We start from the raw sequence: 18,559 nt of genomic DNA, 5'->3' as shown, positions 1-18,559 counted from the left end.
CCCCCCCCCCCCCCCCCCCCCCCCCCCCCCCCCCCCCCCCCCCCCCCCCCCCCCCCCCCCCCCCCCCCCCCCCCCCCCCCCCCCCCCCCCCCGCTCCTGTCTCCGCCCCGCTCCAGCCCGGCCGGCGCCCGTGCCGCGCGCACAGCAATCAGCCGCCTCGCCCCCGAGAGGGCGGGACACCTCGTGGCTGGGCCAGGACGGATCCATAGACCTACGCTGCTACGCTGCTTCGATACTTCTCAACGCTTGCGCGTCTTTCACAGTCTTTGCGAGGCTCGGTGACTTTCGCTAAACAAAAGATATGCCGAGGTCCAGAATGTGATCGGCCCGGAACTCGCAGGGGGCTATGCCCCGCTCACTATGCACAACTACGGCGCGGCGTTGACCTGAGGCCTGTAATTCGGAAGACCAAGACAGCTGAGTGTGCATACACTCAATGCGACCTTATGGTCGAATCCGGGAAATTCTGCAAGCCTCACGCGCTGCAGATCTATCGCGACGGGGTCGCCCGACCACTTCGAGTGAACTCTGTCGGGAGCGTCAGCGAAAACTGCGAACTTCTCGCCGCGACCGGACATGCCCCTGAAGGCCTTTTGTGTAAGTGTACAGAGTGTGACCGCGAATACCGAAAACGTCTCCACATAAAAACGCGTTACGGCCTCTCCTGGGAGGACTACGTTGGGTTGCTGGCCTTTCAGGGAGAAGCGTGTGCGATCTGCAGAAGCGCCAGCCCTAGAGGAAAGGGTGCCTGGCATGTTGATCACGATCACGCATGCTGCCCCGAGTCCTCAGAGTCATGCGGAGAGTGCGTACGAGGCATACTCTGCTCCCCCTGTAACTCTTACGGCGTTGCATGGTATGAAGCTCTGCCTGCACACCTTCGAACGTTCGACGTTCTAAACTCCTACCTGCAGGATCCGCCGGCAAGGATGTATAAGCAGCGCAGGCCATGCAAGAAAAGCGATCAACTTCGGCGCACTTAAAATCGTCAGGGCAGCGCGATCCGATCGAAGGTTCCAGCTCTGCAACTCTAAAATCCCGGGATCGTGGGTGATGCCAGACCCTGGGAACGAGCAAAGTGCACGAGCCACCCTTTCGAAGTGATTTCGATCGATCGACGCCTCTGATCCTCGTCATCTTTGCTGCTGTTTACCAGGCCGTATCTTTCCAGTTCAACTACGTTCTTACGCATATGCGCACGGTCATTGAAATTAAACTCGTCATAATCACTGGGCGAGCAGGTTCCCCCGAACTCGGCCAAGTCGGCGAGTAGTTTCCAAGTGCGAGGCTGCATTTTGACGCTGGCTTCATGCATGACCGCTTGATCTTCGAGCCATACAGTGAATGCCAAATCAATCTCCGATTCAGATTTAGCCAGAAAGAACTCTGGCTCGTTTTCTTGCGAAAAGCTCTGCGCATGACGAAGGGAATCGCGGAGATTTTTGTGAGTCACCACGTAGACGTGCTCGAAGGATGAGGAGGAAACCGGCGCCTTACTGGCATCCCTAACGGAATAATGTCGCAGCCTGGTCTCGATAAGACGCGGAATGTATTCATCCGCGACAGGCGTAATTTCGATAGGGTCAGAAAGAACCCCGTTAAGGCGAGGTGTAGCCGCGACGCTCCTTGCAATTCCACGCGCACCACATAGAACCCAACGCATTCCGCCAAGTTGAAGGATAGGGTCGCGTATCTCTTCGAGAAGGCGCCGAGCTGTGGCAGAGGTTTCCAAGAGCTCCAAGTTGTCGATCACGCCAATGAGCCCGCCAGTGCCCTCAGGGAAGGCTTCCCGAAGCCACGACCTAATCGTGGCTCTGAAACCGGCATTCGAGAAACCGGTCGAACTGTTAGCTGCCGCGCTGCCCGTAACACCCCCTCCGCCGAACGGCGACGATATGCTAAGCCCTCTTCCCTTTAATAGGGGAGCCTCAAGCCACGCTTTGACATCTCGCGTTTTAGGAACCTTGCGATCCGCTCGTTTTAGGATTTCCTCGTTTTCAAGGAATGCGCGAGCGATCGCGAAATAGCACTCGCTGATGAACTCAGACGCATCTTCCTTAATCTGAAGGGCTTCGGGCAAAGGTAGGAATAGTTGACTGCTCTTCCTTTCCCGGAAGCGTTCACCGGCCACCCAGGCTGCCACTGCAACCAGGCTGGTCTTGCCCACCCCATTCGGCCCTTCGAGAACTACGTGCGTATCTCCTTCTTCAATACGACGCAGTAAAGCGCGGAGTTCTACATCCCGCCCGACGAGCAGTTCCCTACCGTCAGCGCTCGATGGTAGGGGTTTTACAACGTACGGATTACTTCCGAATCCCAGTTCCCGCCAAAAGCTCATGCATCCTCCCCAAGGGTTTGATGCTACAAGGCGAGCAGGCCAAGTGTCAGCAAAGTGTCAAGTTCCCGTCTCGATAGATGTACCAGGGTCGCAGATGCACGGACCGCCGTGCGTCCGATGAACGTGGCTGAGGCCGGTGGGGGTGACACGAGGCACACGCGCGTGATCGGCCGGCGCGCCCGTCGTCGTGGCTGACTGCCGTCGGTTGAGGTTCGGACGGCTCCCATCTGAGGTGCTGGACGCCAGCCGAGTGCGCGCAGGCTGGGCCGTCTCTGGGTCGTCCGAGGTGGCTCGACTGCGGCCAATGACGACCGACGATGACCGCCAGGCGCACGAACTCACCGCCCCTGACCACCAAAAACCCAGCCCATCAGATCCCCGCAAGACTCAGGGCAAGAAGAAGTGAGCGCCCGCTATAGACAGAAACCCACAGCATCTGCTGTTCAGAGCCGGGGACTTCTTCAGGGCCGCTGGTCAGCGCTGAGGCCTATCTGAGCCGGACTACACGGGTACGCACGATGTCCTCTAGGCAGAACCTCAGCCTTCCAGCAAGGTGAAGACGGCGGGCTGGCGAGTTGGTCAGGTAGTCGTTCATGCGATCCCAGTCCCTACGATCCCTGGGAAGAGCTTCGTACCAGGCAACGCCCCGAGCATTGCACCCACTGCAAAGCAAGCCTCGGACGCACCCTCCGCAGATGGACCATGCGGCGTCTGACGGCTCGCAGCAGTCGTGATCATGGTCGATGTGCCAGTAAGACGAGCCTGCGTCCCCCTCGGGTCCGTTGCCGCACAAGGCACACACGCCGCCCTGCAACTCCAGGATGGCCCTCACATCGCCTGCCGTCAGGTTGTATCGGCGCCCTTGGCGAGCCATCCGGCTACAGCTAAGGCAGTGCCCCGAACGTCGGCCCGCTCCCCTGTACTTGATGATGACGCCACACCCCTCGCAGCCCCGCAAGGTGTCGCGCGTCAACGGAATTCCGTAGTGACTTGGCATCCCTTGACGGTAGCGGGAACTACTGACATCGCTCTGGGCATGCAGTGCCCATTCCTCTCAGCCGCATGCAGCGAGCCCCGGAGGAGAGCTATACCAACTCAGCTCACCTGCGTGGCGATTAAGGCCCTGGAGCCGTCGGTGTACGGGCCGACTTGACTCTGGAACGTCTCCACAGCGGGCAGGCACTGCAGCCCAAGGCCGAGCACCCAGCCAGGTCGCTACGGGACGACGAGCTCGTGCCAGATCCGTGCCAGATAGTGCGGGGACCCACGGGCAACACCGGGTATCAAGCCGAGGATCGCCCCGGCCTTAGCGCTCCTCCGCCGCACGTCAGCCTCGCAACCCACGATGGAAGACCCAAGCTTCCCAAGCTGAGGGCTCGGCCGGTCGCCGCTGTCAGGCGCTGGCCGTCGAAACAGGCAGCGTGGCCGAGGCCGGCGGGGGGTACAGCGAGGCACACGCGTGTGTGGTCGGTTGGCGCACCCGCCGTCGTGGCGGGCTGTCGTCGGCTGAGGTTCGGGCTGAGCGCGTCGAAGGTACCGACCGCCAGGCGAGCGCGGCGAAGCTGGGCCGTCTCTGGGCCGTCCGAGGCCGCTCAACAGTGGCCAATGGCGACCAACGACGACCACCAGGCGCACGAGCCCACCGTCCCTGACCAGCAAGAACCCAGTTCACCAAGATCCCCGACAAGACCCAGGGCAAGAAGAAGTAGTTCTCGTGATGACGCCCCTCACTTGCGTGTTCGGCGCGGGGGAGGGGCGTTTTTCATGCGGTGGGCCCGGCTGAAGGCGTCTCGATGCCGTCTCAGTCGGGCCATGCCTCGGCGACGATGAAGGAGACGACCGTCCCGCCGAAGGGGCTCAGGCCGACGTGTCAGGAGTCGGCGATGGCGTCGACGAGAAGGAGTCCCCGACCGTGTGTCTCCTCCGCGTCCGGCCGGCAGAGTTGCACGTTCACCGGGAACCCCGGGTTGTGCACCTCGACTCGCAGCGCGGTCCCCTCGCGGAACCACTCCACGCGCACGAACCAGCTGTCGTCCGACCGGCCGTAGACGATGGCGTTGGTGACCAGTTCGGAGATCATCAGCGCGCAATCCTCGACCGAGCAGGCCGGGCTGTATGGGGCGATGAACTTCAAGAACCAGCGCCGGGCCCGGGAGACCGACTCCGGTGTCGGGTGCAAGGTCATCGCTCCGAGCCGCGGCGACTCCGGGCTGGGGGTGCGGTCGATCATGTAGGTCATGCGTGCTCACTCCTTGCCGGTGTCGTCGTGGACGAGACACCGTCGCTTCGACGCGGCATGAGCACGGTCTGTTTGGGCAGCCGACCATCGCTCCCGCCACTATCCAGTAAGTGGCCTTAGCCACTTACTGGATAGTGGCATTGGCCAGTTACAGCGCGCAAGCGGTTCGCGGCAACTGGCACTGGGTCAGGTGAGCGGGTATCCCTGTTCGAACGCCCAGCGGTGCGGCGGGTAGGTGGCCTCGGCGAACTCCAGAGGTCGGTCCTGGAGGTCGAAGACGACGTGATGGACGACCAGGACGGCCGATCCGGGTTCCAGGCGAAGGCCGGCGGCCTCCTCGTCCGTCGCGGTACGGGCACACATGCGGTCTTCCGCGTAACTCCCTTGGCGCCCGGTCACGTTCTCGACGTACATCAGGGTCCCCTCCTGAATCCGCGCGGGATCCATGAGCTTCGGGGCCCTCTGTCCGATGTCCGGCGCGAACCACGAGGTGGACAGCGTGATGGGGCCGTCCTGGTCGTTGGTCACCCGCCGCCGGTGCACGGCCCGACGGTCCTTGACCAACCCCAGTGCCTCGGCGACGTGGTCCGGCGCATCGAGCCAGCCGGCCGACGTGATGACCGCGTACTCACCGGCCGTGTAGATCTTCCCTGTCTGGCGGGCCCGCCCGTACAACTCGCGTGCGCGCCGGTTCACTTCCAGGCTTCGGACGTATGTGCCCGACCCCTGCCGCTTCTCGACCAGTCCCTGATGGCTCAGCGCTTCGAGCGAGCGGGCTGCGGTCGGCCGGGACACCTTCCAGTCCGCCGCCAGCTGTCGCTCCGAGGGAACCTCGTCGCCTGGTCGCAGGTCCCCGCGAAGGATCTGATCGCGGATGAAGTGCGCGATCTGGAGATACTTCGGCAGGGCCTCTTCAATCTGAGGCATGCCCCCTCCTCGTCCAAGTGGCTATGGCCTCTTACCACTATAGGGTGAGTGGCCAACCCTCAAACTCGTACGCTGGCTGTATGACGCGATTGATCGTCGCGGCAGGGGGAGGGGGCGACGCGGTCGCCGCCGCAATGCTCGATGCCGCCCTGTACGGCGACGACGGCAGGGCGGTGATCTTCACGTACGCGTGGGACCGCCTCTTGGTCGACCCACTGCCCGGCCCCAGAGGTGCGGCCGGCTTCACGGGCCTCGCTCCCCTCGCCCCGGCCGCCTGGTCGGTGCCGGCCACGGCACGTCCGCTCGCTCCAGCGGCTTCGACGCTCCCCCGGCTCGCCGCGGAACTCCCGCACACCTTCGCCCTGATCGATCCCTACCACGGCGCCGAGGGCATCACCCGCCAACTCGAAGAGTTGATACGCCACTTGGAGCCGGATTCGATCGACCTCCTGGACGTGGGTGGCGACATCCTCGCCCGAGGCGACGAGCCGACACTGAAGAGCCCTCTCGCCGACGCCCTCACCTTGGCGGCGTGCTGCCAGGTGAACGCCCCGGTCCGGCTGCTGGTCGCGGGCCCAGGCCTGGACGGCGAACTCCCCGCGGCCGACCTCCACGACCTGCTGGGCCCTCTCGTGCACACCTTCACGCCAGGAGACGTGGAGACGATCTCCTCCGTACTGGAGTGGCACCCCTCAGAAGCGACAGGAATGCTCGCGGCGACAGCCCGAGGAGTACGGGGTACATGCGAGGTACGCGACGCCGGTCTGCCCGTACCACTGACTGACGAGGGCCCTACGGTCCACGAAGCCGATTTGGACGAGGCGTTGGCCCGCAACGCCCTCGCCCGCTCGATCCTGACGACCGCGACCCTGGACGAAGCCGAAGCGTACAGCCGGAAGGTCACCGGCTTCTCGGAGATCGACTACGAGCGTGCCAAGTCCGCCCGCCTCAAGGACCGGCCGTCGGCGCCGCTGAACCCAGAGACGATCCTGGCCCAGTTCACCCAGTTCGAGGCCGAGGCCCGAAGTCGCGGAGTCACCCATACGACGTTCCGTCGTATCGCCGAGGCACTGTGCTTCGGCGGCGACCAACGCCAGGAGCTAGGCCAGTTGCTCATCGAGAACTGCCCGGAACAGTACGACGTGCCCCTGTGGCGGATTGCGACGGACTTCGAACCTTGAGCCTCTATCCCATTGTCCTTTTGCTTCTGGAAGGCTTGGGTCATGCTTGAGCAGCTGACGAACTGGTCTCTGACGAGCGGAACAGTGGCCAAGCACATGCACTATGGGCTCAGAATGCAGGTTCCGTCCGGGGAGATCGGCGTGGTCGACCGCGCCGAAATCGGTGACGGATACGTCGTCCCCGCAAACAGGCCAGTGGTCGGCTCCGTAGTCACAGTCGTGGGCGGAGCCTACGCAGGCCGTCAACTTCGGCTGAGCACCCGTCCGAGCCACATCGAAGAGGCAAGGGCCCGGGCAGCCACGACGCAGGGCGGGCATCAGATGGGCGGGACCGAGGGATGCGGTGTTGACCTGGCAACGCCGACGGAGTAGGGACCAGATTCCTTCGGCCGAGTTGAGCTACGTCGCACAGGTGTTGGAGCCCGACCCCGAGGCGATCCACCTCCCGGAAGCCCCTGTCGGCCGCCCCGCACACCGATACCGTTGCATCAGTCCCGCGTCCGGGAAGGAGTGACGTGGAACGTCGGGAGTTCATCCTCGCCTCCAGCGGATACGCCCTGTCCGCGCTCGGCCTGCCCGACACGGACAGCATCACCCGCCGGACCAGGACCGCCCTGCCCGGAGCCGTCCGCGTCGGCCGGGGCGAAGTGGCCGCCGTACGCCACATGGTGAAAGCCCTCGGTGACTCGGCCTCCGAACTCGGCGGCGGCCATGCCCGCCACCTGGCCGTCCGCTACCTCACCCAGGACGTCGCACCCTGGCTGGAAGGGCGCTTCACCGAGGCCACGGGGCGCGAGTTGTTCGCCGCCACCTCACAGCTGGTCCACCTCGCCGGCTGGATGGCCCAGGACGAAGGCGACACCCCTGAATTACGCGGGCTCGCCCAGCGCTACTTCGCGCATTCCTTCCGCCTGGCCGCCGAGGCCGGAGACCCGGAACTCTCCGCCACGGCACTGCGCGGGCTCGCCGTGCAGTGCGTCGACCTCGGTTACCGGGCCGAGGCCGTCCAACTCGGCGAAGCCTGCGTGGAGTACGGCCGCCACCTCGACAACCCCCGTGCGGTGGCCTACTACGAAGCCACCCTCGCCAACGCCGCCGCCCAGGACGACGACCGACGCATGGCCACCAAGCATCTGGCCATGTCCGAGGCCGCAATCGGCAGGCCGGCTGCGGTCGGTGGCGACTCCTGGGCGGCCCATTACTCTCCCGGCCGCTGGGCCCACGAATCCGGCATGATCCTCTCCCGCCTCGGCGACCTCGACGCCGCCGAGGAACATCTCCACCTCGCCCTCGACATCCACGGCCTCGATCGCCGCCGCACCCGCGCCATCGTCCTCGCCGACCTTGGCGGGGTCCGGCTGCGCCAGGGCGACGTGGACGGTGCCATGGCCACCTGGCGGGACTTCCTCGACTGCGCCGACGGCATCCGCTCGGTGAAGGTCCAGACGGCCCTCCAGGACATGCGGGTCCGGCTGCGGCGGTACGACGGAGTGCCGGAGGCCCGCGAACTCCGCGAGCGGGCGACCCGCGTCGCGGGATGACTCCTCGGCAAAGAGAGGGATCCCCTACGGATCCCGTTCGGGAAAGACCCTGGAGCGTTGGGGCGGAGCTGGCGCACAGTGACGTCATGAGTGATCAGTCAAAGGCGGCCGTCGTGCCCGTCGAGGCCTTCGAACCCCCCTACTACGTCGCCGTGTTCACCGCGCTCCCGACCGAGGACCGCAGCGGCTACAGCGAGACCAACGCACGCATGGAAGACCTGGTGAAGGACGTCCCCGGATATCTGGGGGCGGATCACGCGCAGACGCCCGGTGGGTTGTCCGTCACCGTCGGGTACTTCCGTGACGCGGACGGCCTCGCGCAGTGGCGGAGCAATGCCGAGCACCGTGCGGCGCAGGAGCGGGGGCGGGCCGAGTGGTACCGGAGGTACACGCTGCACGTGGCGAAGGTGGAGCGCAGTCACGGGTTCACGCGGGCGTAGGCCCTGGCCGCGCCGTCACGCCGGCGGTGCGATCTCGGTGAGCAGGTCACGGACCCGGCGTTCGATCTCGTCCCTGATCGGGCGTACCGCCTCGACGCCCTGGCCGGCCGGGTCCGGCAGTTGCCAGTCGAGGTAGCGCTTGCCGGGGAAGACCGGGCACGTGTCGCCGCAGCCCATGGTGATGACGATGTCCGAGGACTCGACGGCTTCGGCGGTGAGGACCTTGGGGCTCTCGGCCGAGATGTCGATGCCCGACTCCGCCATCGCCGTGACGACGGCCGGGTTGACCGTGTCCGCGGGGGCGGAGCCGGCCGAGCGGACCCGGACGCGGTCGCCCGCGAGGTGGGTGAGGAAGGCGGCGGCCATCTGGGAGCGGCCCGCGTTGTGGACGCAGACGAAGAGGACGGAGGGGGCGGGGGACAGGTCAGGCATGGGAGGGGGCTTCCTGAACAGTGAAGTGGCGGCGGGTGCGCAGGGCGACGTGAACCAGGGCGATCAGCGCCGGTACCTCGATCAGGGGGCCGACCACGCCCGCCAGGGCCTCGCCGGAAGAGGCACCGAACGTGGCGATCGCGACGGCGATGGCCAGCTCGAAGTTGTTGCCCGCGGCGGTGAACGCCAGCGTCGTGGCGCGCGGGTAGTCCAGGCCGACCGCGCGGGCCAAGGTCATCGAGCCCGCCCACATGACGGCGAAGTAGGCCAGCAGCGGCAGCGCGATGCGGGCCACGTCCCAAGGCCGTGCGGTGATGGCGTCGCCTTGCAGGGCGAAGAGGACGACGACCGTGAACAGCAGCCCGTAGAGGGCGAACGGGCCGATGCGGGGGACGAGGTGGGACTCGTACCAGGTACGGCCCCTGGTCCTCTCGCCGATGCGGCGGGTGAGGTAGCCGGCCGCCAGGGGGATGCCGAGGAAGATCAGGACGCTGCGGGCGATCTGAGGCGTCGACGCGTCGAGGCCGGTCCGTGGCAGACCCAGCCAGCCGGGGAGCACCGACAGGTAGAACCAGCCGAGCGCCGCGAACGCGATGACCTGGAAGACGGAGTTCAGGGCGACCAGCACGGCGGCGGCTTCCCGGTCGCCGCACGCGAGGTCGTTCCAGATGATGACCATGGCGATGCAGCGCGCCAGTCCGACGATGATCAGACCGGTGCGGTACGCGGGCAGGTCCGGCAGGAACAGCCACGCCAGCGCGAACATCAGCGCCGGGCCGACCACCCAGTTGAGCAGCAGCGACGGCAGCAGCAGGCGGCGGTCGCGGGTGACGGTGCCGAGGCGGTCGTAGCGGACCCTGGCCAGGACCGGGTACATCATCACGAGCAGTCCCAGGGCGATCGGCAGGGACACCCCGGTCACGGTCACCTCGGCCAGCGCGCCGCCCAGGCCCGGAACCAGGCGGCCGAGGCCCAGTCCGGCGGCCATGGCGGCGAGGATCCACAGGGCCAGGTAGCGGTCCGTGAAGGAGAGGCGCCGGGCCGCCTTCGCCCCGGCCGGTACGACGGTCATGTGGCGGCTCCGGGGAGGGGCGCGCCGGCGGGGCGCGTCAGGATGCCCGCCAGGCGGTCGGTCGTCTCCGGGACCAGCCAGTAATAGACCCAGGTGCCGCGCCGCTCGCAGTCGATCAGGCCGGCCTGGCGCAGCAGCTTCAGATGGTGCGAGATCGTCGGCTGGGACAGGTCGAAGGCCGGGGTCAGATCGCAGACGCAGACCTCGCCGCCCGCGCGCGAGGCGATCATCGACAGCAGGCGCAGCCGGACGGGGTCGCCGAGCGCCTTGAACACCTTCGCCAGTTCCGCGGCCTGGTCTTCGTCCAGGGGAGCGGTGAGCAGTCCGGGGCAGCAACCGTCGTCGGCTCCGTCGGCTCCGTCAGGTCGGCCGAGCAGCACCAGGTCTTGATTCGACATGCGTCTATGTTGACATCCTTCGATGCAGCGCGCAATCCTGCATCGACAGCCTTCGATGTAGCCGTCGTCGTTCGACCGGCTGCCGTAGTTCGATACGGCCGTCGCAGGCGGCAGCCGAAACGGATGGGAGTTCCGTCATGTCCCGCGCCCAACTCGCCCTGCGCGTCCCCGACCTGGAGGCGTCGATCACCTTCTACGCGAAGCTGTTCGGCACCGAGCCGGCCAAGCGGCGCGAGGGCTACGCCAACTTCGCGATCGCCGAGCCGCCGCTCAAGCTCGTCCTCCTCCAGGGCGAACCCGGCGAGGAGACCCGGCTCGACCACCTCGGCGTCGAGGTCGGCTCCACCGAGCAGGTCACCGCCGCCACCGGCCGGCTCAGGGAGGCGGGCCTCGCCACCTTCGAGGAGAATGACACCTCCTGCTGCTACGCCCTCCAGGACAAGGTGTGGGTGCACGGCCCCGGCAAGGAACCGTGGGAGGTGTACGTCGTGAAGGGCGACGCCGACAGCCTCGGCAGGAGCGCCGACCCCGAGGCCGCCCCCGACGGCTGCTGCGCCACGCGGGCCACCGAACCGGTCCCGCCGTCGGCCTGCTGCGGCTGAATCCGGTCGTACGAGCGTGACGGCGCGCGGAAAGGGCCGGTACGAAGGGAGTCCGTACCGGCCCTACGACGGCTCTGCCGTCAGCCGCACTGGCAGGGCGCGCCCGACTGGCAGCCGCAGCCGCAGCCGGAGCCGCAGCCGCACGCGGCGACCAGCGGCAGGCCCCTGATCTTCGCGGGCTGCTCGGTCTCGCGCTCCTGCGCGGGGTCGGGGGTGGTGCTGGGGGAGTCGGTCATGGGTCCCTCCTAGACGCCGGGGCCTAGTTGCCGGGGCAGGCATGCCCTCACCCATTCCATGCCCAGCCGACCGGGCGCATCAACGGCGCACGGATGCGCCACAGTTGGCCCCAGGGGGCAGCCGACCCCCGCCCGCGGCTCCACACCTACGGCATCTCACCTACGGGACGTGGCCTACGGCATCTCACCTACGGCACCCGACCTCTCGCCCCCGCCCCCGGCCCCCGCCCGGCCAGGGCCTACGCGCCCTCCACCCCCGTCACCGGCTGGATGTCCGACTGGATCTCGTCCGCGTGCTCACCGGTCACCAGGTACACCACACGCTTGGCGACGGCGACCGCGTGATCGGCGTAGCGCTCGTAGTAGCGGCCGAGCAGCGTGACGTCCACGGCCGTCTCGATGCCGTGCTTCCAGCGGTCGTCGATGAGGTGCTGGAAGAGGGTGCGGTGCAGCAGGTCCATCTCGTCGTCGTCCTGCTCCAGCTGGAGCGCGAGATCGACGTCCTTGGTCACGATGACCTCGGCGGCCTTCGCCATCAGGCGCTGCGCGAGCTGGCCCATCTCCAGGATGGTCGCGTGCAGGTCCTGCGGGACGGCACGCTCGGGGAAACGCAGCCGGGTCAGCTTCGCCACGTGCTGGGCGAGGTCGCCGGAGCGCTCCAGGTCGGCCGACATGCGCAGCGACGTGACGACGATGCGCAGGTCCGTCGCCACCGGCTGCTGCCGGGCCAGCAGCGCTATCGCCCGCGCCTCCAGGTCGTGCTGGAGCTCGTCGACCTTCTGGTCCGCCTCGATCACGCTCTCGGCGAGCTTGAGGTCGGCGTCCAGCATGGCGGTCGTGGCGCGTCCGATCGCCGAGCCGACCAGCCGGGCCATCTCCACCAGACCGTCGCCGATCGAGTCCAGTTCCTCGTGGTACGCGTCCCGCATCAGGGTTCCCTCTCGTCATACGTGTTCCGGGGGTCGTTGTCCGGGGGCCCGGCGGCAGAACCGGCGGTGCGAACCCCACGCTCCCACGGTGTGCCCCGTACGCGTCCGTTTCCGGCTCCCCAAATGAACCGGTACTGGCCCCCAGGTGAACTCTGGGCGACGAGTGTTCGAGGTCGCACCCGATCGGCTGTGGGCATGTCGTACCCCATGCCTAACCTGGTGACATGGACGTGAACGCGGCGGTCGCCGCAGCGGCAGCGATCGCCGGGGTGCTCACCGGCGTCATCGCCATGCTGGCGTTCCGCTGGAGCGAACGCGACCAGAAGCGACCGACCAGGACTTCCTTGCACACCGATCCCGTACTCCCGCCCGGCGTGGACACCGTTCTCTCGGTGCTGCGCTCCTCCGCCGTGGTCCTCGACGAGGCCGACGCCGTCGTCAAGGCCAGCTCCGCCGCCTACGCCCTCGGGCTGGTGCGCGGGGGCAAACTCTCCATCGAGCCCATGCTCCAGATGGCCCGCGACACCCGGCGCGACGGTGAGATACGCCAGGTCGAGCTGGATCTGCCCCGGCGCGGCAGCGGACGCGGCGAGGCCCTCGCCGTCTCCGCGCGGGTCGCGCCGCTCGGCTCCCGTCTGGTCCTGCTGCTGGTCGAGGACCTGACCGAGGCGCGCCGGATCGAGGCCGTCCGACGGGACTTCGTGGCCAATGTGAGCCATGAGCTGAAGACCCCGGTCGGCGCCCTCTCCCTGCTGTCCGAGGCCGTCATGGACGCCTCCGACGACCCCGAGGCCGTGCAGCGCTTCGCGGGCCGCATGCAGATCGAGGCGACCCGGCTGACCAACCTGGTGCAGGAGCTCATCGACCTGTCGCGGGTGCAGAACGACGACCCCCTGGAGGACGCCGAGTCCGTCCAGGTGGACGAGCTGGTCGCCGAGGCCGTGGACCGCTGCCGCCACCAGGCGGGCACCAAGCAGATCACCATGGCCACGAATGTGGGTGTGCCCGAAGGGCTCGATCAGGGTGGTGGCGGGCGACGGGCGGGCGGCACCGCCGACCTGCACGTCTGGGGCAACCGGGGCCAGCTGGCCGCCGCCCTCGGCAACCTGGTCGAGAACGCGGTGAACTACTCCCCGGCCCGCACCCGCGTGGGCATCGCCGCCCGCCGGGTGAGCGCCCCCGGCGGTGACATGATCGAGCTGGCCGTGACCGACCAGGGCATCGGCATCTCGGACAAGGACAAGGAGCGCATCTTCGAGCGCTTCTACCGCGTGGACCCGGCCCGCTCGCGGGCCACCGGCGGCACCGGCCTGGGGCTCGCCATCGTCAAGCACGTGGTCGCCTCGCACGGCGGGGAGGTCACCGTCTGGAGCGCCGAAGGCCAAGGCTCCACCTTCACCCTCAGGCTGCCGGAGGCGGGCGCGGCCCGCGACCGCGCGCTCCAGCATCCGGACCCCGGCCTCGACGACGAGACCGGTCCCACCGAGCCATCCCCGTACGAACCGCTTCCCTCCCCGGAGGTCCTTCCGTGACCCGAGTGCTCGTCGTCGAGGACGAGGAGTCCTTCTCCGACGCTCTGTCCTACATGCTGCGCAAGGAGGGCTTCGAGGTCGCCGTGGCGGCCACCGGCCCCGACGGCCTCGACGAGTTCGAGCGCAACGGCGCCGACCTCGTCCTGCTCGACCTGATGCTGCCGGGCCTGCCCGGCACCGAGGTGTGCCGCCAGCTGCGCGGCCGCTCGAACGTCCCCGTGATCATGGTGACCGCGAAGGACAGCGAGATCGACAAGGTCGTCGGGCTGGAGATAGGAGCCGACGACTACGTCACCAAGCCCTTCTCCTCCCGTGAGCTGGTCGCCCGCATCCGCGCGGTGCTGCGCCGCCGCGGCGAGCCGGAGGAGGTCACCCCGGCGGCCCTGGAGGCCGGCCCGGTCCGCATGGACGTCGACCGGCACGTGGTGACGGTCGCCGGCGCCAAGGTCGACCTGCCGCTCAAGGAGTTCGACCTGCTGGAGATGCTGCTGCGCAACGCCGGCCGGGTGCTGACCCGGATGCAGCTGATCGACCGGGTCTGGGGCGCCGACTACGTGGGCGACACCAAGACCCTGGACGTCCACGTCAAGCGCCTGCGCGCCAAGATCGAGCCGGATCCGGGCGCCCCGCGCTACCTGGTGACGGTGCGCGGCCTGGGCTACAAGTTCGAGCCGTAGACCGGCCGGCGTATGCGGAAGGGCGGCACCCCTCGGGGGTGCCGCCCTTCCGCGTGGCGCGTGGGCGAGGGCCGTACGACCGCTCAGTGACCCGTGCCGGACGACTGCGAGGCGGAGCCGCTCGGGGTCGTGTCGGGGCCGGTGGAGCTGGTGGCGCCCGTCGAGCCCGTGGCACCCGTGCTCGCCGACGGGTTCACCTTGCCGTGCTTGCCCGGCTTGGTGTCGCCCGAGGCGGTGGCGCCGGGGGCCGGGGAGTTGGTGGCCGGCGCGGACGGGAGCTGGGACGGGCCCCACTTGTCGAAGTAGCTGGTGGCCGGGACCACGAAGGCGCGCAGGCTCACCGCGCCGGCCTTGCTGAAGGTGAAGGTGACCGGCTGGGCGTTGCCGTCCTGCACGCTCTGGTGGCCGCCGGGGATCTCGGCGGAGGCGTTGTCCCGGCCGCCCAGGATCAGGGAGCCGTGCGCCGGGACGGTCAGGCTGCCGCCCTTGGCCGGGGTCAGCTTCACGGTGTCGCTGGTGCCCGGAATGCTGATCGACTGGAGGGTCTCGTCGCCGTTGCCCGAGTTGAACAGCGTCGCGGAGACCACGGCGGGGCCGGTCGACTTCGGGTCCGGCTGGGTGATGACCAGGGCGTTCTGGACCTTGATGTCGCCGACGCTGGTCGCCGCGTTGTCCGGCTTGACCTCGAGCGTCTGCGAGTCGTTGCCGGCGCCGCAAGCGGCGAGCGAGGCGATCGAGAAGACAATGGCGGACGCGGCGAGGGCGCCGCGTCGAAGGCTGCTGCTCACGGCGGCGGCAACTCCTTGAACGCAGGGGCGGCTTCCCTTGTAAAGCCACCCTAAGTGTCTGTCGGCGGCTTCAGGTTACCGAGCCGTCCCCACGCGATCGCACCCGACCCTCCCCCTCGCGCCGGGCTTCCCGCCAGGTGGGGGTACGTGGCCGGACGGCACCACGGGCGCCCCGGCGGTCACAACGGCCGCTCCAGCCGCTTTGCCGGGTGGCGGTACGCCATTCGCATAACCGCGCGCAAAATTTCCGTGAAGGAATGCGCGGGCGTCCCGAAATTGATCACCGGATCACCCGTCCGGCCGTCACTGATCAATTCTTGAATCGGCTCACATGGCCCCCCGGCCTCCGAACGGAGTAGCGGAAGTCGTACGCTAGGAAGCGGACAAATCGGGATGTTTCCCCGCTCGGAGCGCGTGCGCGAGGTGTGTGACGTACGCGTTTCACCCCGTCCGGACAGCCCCTCCCACCTGCGAATTCCCGCTTCCGGAGGCCCTTCGAAGCACGTTCCGGTTGCTGTTGTCAAGCCCCGAGATATGCCCTGACCTGCGAAAACGCCATTCAGAAGACGCCGTATCCGTGTTACCCTGGATAGCCACGGAAGGGGTACCTGTCACATGACGTTCAAGGTTGGCGACACCGTGGTCTATCCCCATCACGGGGCCGCGCTGATCGAGGCCATCGAAACTCGCCAGATCAAAGGCGTGGACAAGACCTACTTGGTGCTGAAGGTCGCCCAGGGTGACCTCACGGTGCGTGTGCCAGCGGACAATGCGGAGTTCGTCGGCGTGCGTGATGTGGTCGGTCAGGACGGACTGGACCGGGTCTTCGAGGTGCTGCGCGCGCCGTACGCCGAGGAGCCCACGAACTGGTCCCGTCGCTACAAGGCAAACCTGGAGAAGCTCGCCTCCGGTGATGTCATCAAGGTCGCGGAAGTCGTGCGTGACCTGTGGCGTCGCGAGCGCGAGCGCGGACTGTCCGCCGGTGAGAAGCGCATGCTCGCCAAGGCCCGCCAGATCCTGGTGAGCGAGCTGGCTCTCGCGGAGAACACGAACGAGGACAAGGCCGAGGCCCTGCTCGACGAGGTGCTCGCCTCCTGACGTGCCCGTGCCGTGGGCGGCGATTCCCGGTCAATGGCTGATTGAACTGATCGGTCCCTGTCCCTCGCCCCCACTCCCGCACGCTCAGCACAGTGCTCTCGCACATTCTCAGCACAGCGAAAATGCCGCGGTGCCCGATGACATTCGTTTTTGTCGCCGGGCGCTGCGGCATGTTCGTCCCCGCGGCGCCGTCTGTGGCGTACCCCCCGGAAAGCCCCTGAAAACGAAGCGGGCCCCCGATACTCGAGATGCCGCGCCCTGGGTGGGCGCTCGACCAGGGTCACGGAAAGGGTCCGGTCAGGGCGTCGCGCCCGGCACTCCTGAAGGCCATACCCAACTAGGTCGAGCACACAAACCTGACAGGAACCGATGTCTGACGAATCGCCTTCCTCGCCCGCCGTGCCGCCCCCGGCGCCCGCGCAGGCCCCCGTCGCCGCCGTGATTCCGGCCGCCGGCCGGGGCGTACGGCTCGGACCGGGCGCCCCCAAGGCGCTGCGGACGCTCGGCGGCACGCCGATGCTCATCCACGCGGTCCACTCCCTGGCCGCCTCCCGCCATGTCTGCCTCGTCGTCGTGGTCGCCCCGGCGGACGGTCCCGGCGAGGTGAAGTCGCTGCTCGACGCGCACGCGCTGCCCGAGCGGACCGACTTCGTGGTGGTGCCCGGCGGCGACACCCGCCAGGAGTCGGTGGCGCTCGGCCTCGCGGCCGTACCGCCGGAGTACGGCGTCGTCCTCGTCCACGACGCGGCCCGCCCGCTGGTCCCGGTCGACACCGTCGACGCCGTGATCGAGGCCGTGCGGGCCGGCGCCCCGGCGGTCGTGCCCGCGCTGCCGCTGGCCGACACCGTCAAGGAGGTCGCGCCGGCCACCGAGCCGGGCGCGCCCGAACCGGTCGTGGCCACGCCCGAGCGGGCCCGGCTGCGGGCGGTGCAGACGCCGCAGGGCTTCGACCGGGCGACGCTGGTGCGCGCGCACGAGACGGTGACCGGGGACGTCACGGACGACGCGAGCATGGTGGAGCAGCTGGGCCTGCCGGTGGTGACAGTTCCCGGCCACGAGGAGGCGTTCAAGGTGACCCGCCCGCTGGACCTGGTCCTCGCCGAGGCGGTCCTGGCCCGCAGGAGGCTCAACGATGGCTACTGAGACGGTGCTGCCCCAGGTCGGCATCGGCACCGACATCCACGCCTTCGAGGAGGGCCGCGAGCTGTGGTGTGCCGGCCTGAAGTGGGAGGGCGAGGGGCCGGGGCTGGCCGGGCACTCGGACGCGGACGTGGTCGCGCACGCCGCCTGCAACGCGCTGTTCTCCGCGGCCGGGCTCGGCGACCTCGGGCAGCACTTCGGCACCGGGCGGCCCGAGTGGTCGGGCGCGTCGGGGGTCACGCTGCTCACCGAGGCCGCGCGGATCGTGCGCGCCGCGGGCTTCACCATCGGCAATGTCGCCGTGCAGGTGATCGGCCCCCGCCCGAAGATCGGCAAGCGGCGGGACGAGGCCCAGAAGATCCTCTCCGCGGCGGCCGGCGCACCGGTGTCCGTGTCCGGCGCCACGACCGACGGGCTCGGCTTCCCCGGGCGCGACGAGGGGCTGATGGCGGTCGCGACGGCGCTGGTGGTGCGGACCGCCTGAAACCCGCGCTCTCCTGGTGCGGGTGAGCCGGGAGCGTGCGAGGGTACCCGGAGAGTCACCGTCCGCGGCCTTTTTGGAGGTACCCATGCCCGCCGCCCTGTCCGACCGGCTCAAGTCCCTGCTCGACGGCAAGGTGTTCATCGTCGTCGGCACCGTCCAGCCCGACGGCAGTCCGCAGATGTCCCCGGTCTGGGTGAAGCGCGACGGCGAGCAGCTCCTCTTCTCCACCACGGTCGACCGCCGCAAGAAGCTGAACCTCGACCGCGACCCCCGCGTCACCGTCGTCGTCATGAACCCCGAGCAGCCCTACGAGTACGCCGAGATCCGCGGCACCGCCGAACTGACCACCGACGGCGGCCAGGCCCTCATCGACGAACTGAGCCTCAAGTACACGGGCAAGAAGTACGCCGAGTTCAACCCCGAGGCCTCCCGGGACGCCGAACGAGTCGTCGTCCGCATCACCCCGCGCAAGGTGGTCGGGCGGCTCTGAGCGCCGGGCGGACGC

The 18,559-nt window shown here is 68.2% G+C and carries 21 protein-coding genes and 1 pseudogene; 12 read left to right on the top strand and 10 right to left on the bottom strand.

The genetic code is table 11. The annotated features are described in order from the left end of the window. Positions 1–446: 446 nt before the first annotated feature. Complete coding sequence (locus AC069R_RS26565) at positions 447–983, top strand: endonuclease domain-containing protein (protein ID WP_478769321.1); 537 nt, start codon at positions 447–449, stop codon at positions 981–983. 47 nt (positions 984–1,030) lie between these two features. On the opposite strand, the gene AC069R_RS26560 is transcribed toward AC069R_RS26565, so the two are convergent. The 4 genes and pseudogenes from AC069R_RS26560 to AC069R_RS26545 form a co-directional block, all read right to left on the bottom strand. Continuing rightward, positions 1,031–2,167 (bottom strand): hypothetical protein, encoded by a 1,137-nt coding sequence (locus AC069R_RS26560; RefSeq protein ID WP_478769320.1) that lies wholly within the window; start codon positions 2,165–2,167, stop codon positions 1,031–1,033. 658 nt (positions 2,168–2,825) lie between these two features. Next, positions 2,826–3,212, bottom strand: a complete 387-nt coding sequence (locus tag AC069R_RS26555) for an endonuclease domain-containing protein (protein WP_478769319.1) — start codon at positions 3,210–3,212, stop codon at positions 2,826–2,828. A gap of 927 nt (positions 3,213–4,139) precedes the next feature. Beyond that, positions 4,140–4,577: pseudogene (locus tag AC069R_RS26550) on the bottom strand (ATP-binding protein). A gap of 186 nt (positions 4,578–4,763) precedes the next feature. Beyond that, positions 4,764–5,504 carry a GntR family transcriptional regulator gene (locus tag AC069R_RS26545; protein ID WP_478769318.1) on the bottom strand — a complete coding sequence of 247 codons (741 nt, stop codon included), beginning with the start codon at positions 5,502–5,504 and terminating at the stop codon, positions 4,764–4,766. Between the two features lie 80 nt (positions 5,505–5,584). Here AC069R_RS26545 and AC069R_RS26540 point away from each other — a divergent pair, with 80 nt between their 5' ends. The 4 genes from AC069R_RS26540 (at position 5,585) to AC069R_RS26525 (ending at position 8,666) form a co-directional block, all read left to right on the top strand. After that, positions 5,585–6,685, top strand: a complete 1,101-nt coding sequence (locus AC069R_RS26540; protein WP_478769317.1) for a DUF1152 domain-containing protein — start codon at positions 5,585–5,587, stop codon at positions 6,683–6,685. 42 nt (positions 6,686–6,727) lie between these two features. Then, a complete protein-coding gene (locus tag AC069R_RS26535) occupies positions 6,728–7,057 on the top strand; it encodes a hypothetical protein (protein WP_478769316.1) in 330 nt (109 codons plus the stop codon). Positions 7,058–7,200: 143 nt separating this feature from the next. Next, the gene (locus tag AC069R_RS26530; RefSeq protein ID WP_478769315.1) at positions 7,201–8,226 is read left to right on the top strand and encodes a tetratricopeptide repeat protein; all 1,026 of its coding nucleotides are present in this window, start codon (positions 7,201–7,203) and stop codon (positions 8,224–8,226) included. An 86-nt stretch (positions 8,227–8,312) separates the two neighbouring features. Beyond that, on the top strand, positions 8,313–8,666 hold the full coding sequence (locus AC069R_RS26525; protein ID WP_478769314.1) for an antibiotic biosynthesis monooxygenase family protein: 354 nt from the start codon (positions 8,313–8,315) through the stop codon (positions 8,664–8,666). A 15-nt stretch (positions 8,667–8,681) separates the two neighbouring features. Here AC069R_RS26525 and AC069R_RS26520 read toward each other — a convergent pair whose 3' ends face one another. The 3 genes from AC069R_RS26520 to AC069R_RS26510 are packed head-to-tail and all read right to left on the bottom strand — an operon-like array spanning position 8,682 to position 10,568. Further along, a complete protein-coding gene (locus AC069R_RS26520) occupies positions 8,682–9,098 on the bottom strand; it encodes an arsenate reductase ArsC (RefSeq protein ID WP_478769313.1) in 417 nt (138 codons plus the stop codon). Then, positions 9,091–10,170, bottom strand: a complete 1,080-nt coding sequence (gene arsB / locus AC069R_RS26515) for an ACR3 family arsenite efflux transporter (protein WP_478769312.1) — start codon at positions 10,168–10,170, stop codon at positions 9,091–9,093. Before arsB ends, AC069R_RS26520 begins: the two co-directional genes overlap by 8 nt. Beyond that, positions 10,167–10,568 carry an ArsR/SmtB family transcription factor gene (locus tag AC069R_RS26510; RefSeq protein WP_478769311.1) on the bottom strand — a complete coding sequence of 134 codons (402 nt, stop codon included), beginning with the start codon at positions 10,566–10,568 and terminating at the stop codon, positions 10,167–10,169. The genes arsB and AC069R_RS26510 overlap by 4 nt, the downstream gene beginning before the upstream one ends. Before the next feature lie 137 nt (positions 10,569–10,705). On the opposite strand from AC069R_RS26510, the gene AC069R_RS26505 reads away from it, so the two are divergent. After that, positions 10,706–11,170, top strand: coding sequence for an ArsI/CadI family heavy metal resistance metalloenzyme (locus AC069R_RS26505; RefSeq protein ID WP_478769310.1), 465 nt, complete (start codon positions 10,706–10,708; stop codon positions 11,168–11,170). 80 nt (positions 11,171–11,250) lie between these two features. Here AC069R_RS26505 and AC069R_RS26500 read toward each other — a convergent pair whose 3' ends face one another. Both AC069R_RS26500 and phoU read right to left on the bottom strand, forming a co-directional pair. After that, positions 11,251–11,406, bottom strand: coding sequence for a hypothetical protein (locus AC069R_RS26500; RefSeq protein WP_478769309.1), 156 nt, complete (start codon positions 11,404–11,406; stop codon positions 11,251–11,253). A 239-nt stretch (positions 11,407–11,645) separates the two neighbouring features. Beyond that, positions 11,646–12,335: a phosphate signaling complex protein PhoU gene (gene phoU, locus AC069R_RS26495; protein WP_128790653.1), complete on the bottom strand. Its 690-nt coding sequence runs from the start codon at positions 12,333–12,335 to the stop codon at positions 11,646–11,648. 224 nt (positions 12,336–12,559) lie between these two features. Here phoU and phoR point away from each other — a divergent pair, with 224 nt between their 5' ends. Together phoR and phoP are read left to right on the top strand one after the other, a co-directional pair. Then, a complete protein-coding gene (gene phoR, locus AC069R_RS26490; RefSeq protein ID WP_478769308.1) occupies positions 12,560–13,867 on the top strand; it encodes a two-component system sensor histidine kinase PhoR in 1,308 nt (435 codons plus the stop codon). Between the two features lie 5 nt (positions 13,868–13,872). Then, positions 13,873–14,544 (top strand): two-component system response regulator PhoP, encoded by a 672-nt coding sequence (gene phoP / locus AC069R_RS26485; RefSeq protein WP_467267396.1) that lies wholly within the window; start codon positions 13,873–13,875, stop codon positions 14,542–14,544. Between the two features lie 83 nt (positions 14,545–14,627). Here the strand turns inward: phoP and AC069R_RS26480 are convergent, their stop codons facing one another. Beyond that, entirely contained in the window at positions 14,628–15,332 is a 705-nt protein-coding gene (locus AC069R_RS26480; RefSeq protein ID WP_478769307.1) for a copper chaperone PCu(A)C domain-containing protein, read from the bottom strand. A 615-nt stretch (positions 15,333–15,947) separates the two neighbouring features. Here AC069R_RS26480 and AC069R_RS26475 point away from each other — a divergent pair. From AC069R_RS26475 to AC069R_RS26460, 4 genes are all read left to right on the top strand, one after another. Beyond that, entirely contained in the window at positions 15,948–16,430 is a 483-nt protein-coding gene (locus AC069R_RS26475) for a CarD family transcriptional regulator (RefSeq protein WP_003953493.1), read from the top strand. A gap of 369 nt (positions 16,431–16,799) precedes the next feature. Continuing rightward, positions 16,800–17,573 (top strand): 2-C-methyl-D-erythritol 4-phosphate cytidylyltransferase, encoded by a 774-nt coding sequence (gene ispD, locus AC069R_RS26470; protein WP_478769306.1) that lies wholly within the window; start codon positions 16,800–16,802, stop codon positions 17,571–17,573. Continuing rightward, on the top strand, positions 17,563–18,054 hold the full coding sequence (gene ispF, locus AC069R_RS26465) for a 2-C-methyl-D-erythritol 2,4-cyclodiphosphate synthase (protein ID WP_478769305.1): 492 nt from the start codon (positions 17,563–17,565) through the stop codon (positions 18,052–18,054). The genes ispD and ispF overlap by 11 nt, the downstream gene beginning before the upstream one ends. Positions 18,055–18,139: 85 nt before the next feature. Then, the gene (locus AC069R_RS26460) at positions 18,140–18,544 is read left to right on the top strand and encodes a PPOX class F420-dependent oxidoreductase (RefSeq protein WP_478769304.1); all 405 of its coding nucleotides are present in this window, start codon (positions 18,140–18,142) and stop codon (positions 18,542–18,544) included. The last annotated feature ends 15 nt before the right edge of the window (positions 18,545–18,559 follow it).

It is taken from the genome of Streptomyces sp. NPDC043952, assembly GCF_056435325.1.
The sequence above is the reverse complement of the archived record's forward strand: the minus strand, read 5'-3'. Positions and strand labels throughout refer to the sequence as shown.

Bases quoted from the DNA above. Each gene is read 5' to 3' on its own strand.
- AC069R_RS26535 (WP_478769316.1), top strand. From the start codon at position 6,728: ATGCTTGAGCAGCTGACGAACTGGTCTCTGACGAGCGGAACAGTGGCC.
- phoR (WP_478769308.1), top strand. From the start codon at position 12,560: ATGGACGTGAACGCGGCGGTCGCCGCAGCGGCAGCGATCGCCGGGGTG.
- ispD (WP_478769306.1), top strand. From the start codon at position 16,800: ATGTCTGACGAATCGCCTTCCTCGCCCGCCGTGCCGCCCCCGGCGCCC.
- AC069R_RS26525 (WP_478769314.1), top strand. From the start codon at position 8,313: ATGAGTGATCAGTCAAAGGCGGCCGTCGTGCCCGTCGAGGCCTTCGAA.
- AC069R_RS26505 (WP_478769310.1), top strand. From the start codon at position 10,706: ATGTCCCGCGCCCAACTCGCCCTGCGCGTCCCCGACCTGGAGGCGTCG.
- AC069R_RS26545 (WP_478769318.1), bottom strand. From the start codon at position 5,504: ATGCCTCAGATTGAAGAGGCCCTGCCGAAGTATCTCCAGATCGCGCAC.
- ispF (WP_478769305.1), top strand. From the start codon at position 17,563: ATGGCTACTGAGACGGTGCTGCCCCAGGTCGGCATCGGCACCGACATC.
- AC069R_RS26500 (WP_478769309.1), bottom strand. From the start codon at position 11,406: ATGACCGACTCCCCCAGCACCACCCCCGACCCCGCGCAGGAGCGCGAG.
- AC069R_RS26540 (WP_478769317.1), top strand. From the start codon at position 5,585: ATGACGCGATTGATCGTCGCGGCAGGGGGAGGGGGCGACGCGGTCGCC.
- AC069R_RS26565 (WP_478769321.1), top strand. From the start codon at position 447: ATGGTCGAATCCGGGAAATTCTGCAAGCCTCACGCGCTGCAGATCTAT.
- arsB (WP_478769312.1), bottom strand. From the start codon at position 10,170: ATGACCGTCGTACCGGCCGGGGCGAAGGCGGCCCGGCGCCTCTCCTTC.
- AC069R_RS26475 (WP_003953493.1), top strand. From the start codon at position 15,948: ATGACGTTCAAGGTTGGCGACACCGTGGTCTATCCCCATCACGGGGCC.
- AC069R_RS26510 (WP_478769311.1), bottom strand. From the start codon at position 10,568: ATGTCGAATCAAGACCTGGTGCTGCTCGGCCGACCTGACGGAGCCGAC.
- AC069R_RS26520 (WP_478769313.1), bottom strand. From the start codon at position 9,098: ATGCCTGACCTGTCCCCCGCCCCCTCCGTCCTCTTCGTCTGCGTCCAC.
- AC069R_RS26460 (WP_478769304.1), top strand. From the start codon at position 18,140: ATGCCCGCCGCCCTGTCCGACCGGCTCAAGTCCCTGCTCGACGGCAAG.
- AC069R_RS26555 (WP_478769319.1), bottom strand. From the start codon at position 3,212: ATGGCTCGCCAAGGGCGCCGATACAACCTGACGGCAGGCGATGTGAGG.
- phoU (WP_128790653.1), bottom strand. From the start codon at position 12,335: ATGCGGGACGCGTACCACGAGGAACTGGACTCGATCGGCGACGGTCTG.